Raw genomic sequence first — 608 nt, 5'->3', positions numbered from 1 at the left:
CGCCCTAACCATATAAAGGATATATCGATGGCTAAGCGTCTGATGAGTATGAGAGTAATCGCTACTGCAAGCGTATTGGTACTAGTGGGTTTGACAGGGTGTGACAAAAGTACTGGGACGACTGAACCAACCTCTGAAACGGCAGCGGTCACTACAGAAGATGCAGCAACGACTGCAAGCAACACTGTTGACTGGTCGATCATGGACAGTGGCGAGGAGCCTGCTGACCGTGCCAGTTATCAGTATCCGTTTGCGATTGATAGCCAAAATGTTCAGGACTATGCAGATTACTTCACAGTGGATAATGCTACGGCGCAGCACAATCTAACCATCAGTATGGCGAGCAATGAGGCGGTGTCAAAAATATTAGATCAGCTCAGTGAGCGCTATGTCTCGCATGAGCTAACCGATGGCGAAGACATGACGCTTATTATTCATACCACGCCCGACATCGCTGCCAGCAGCTACGATTATGTGCTGTCTGATGACTTCGCGAAAGGGCTGGTGCTACCGATTGAGATTCAACCAGATGGTAAGAAAGGTGAGGTTGAAGGACATGGAGAGATGGCGGAGTAGAGATTAAGATTGAAACTAATCATTCATATACG

The 608-nt window shown here is 47.7% G+C and carries 1 protein-coding gene; it reads left to right on the top strand.

Features of this window, described 5'->3' with window-relative positions:
- On the top strand, positions 1–576 hold a 576-nt coding region (locus ACT3QP_RS15010; RefSeq protein ID WP_444526058.1), incomplete at its 5' end, for a hypothetical protein.
- Positions 577–608 lie beyond the last annotated feature (32 nt).

It is taken from the genome of Psychrobacter sp. AOP7-B1-24 (assembly GCF_052376215.1).
Classification (GTDB): Bacteria; Pseudomonadota; Gammaproteobacteria; order Pseudomonadales; family Moraxellaceae; genus Psychrobacter.
Note: the sequence above shows the minus strand (reverse complement) of the source record. Positions and strands in the feature narration are given on the sequence as shown.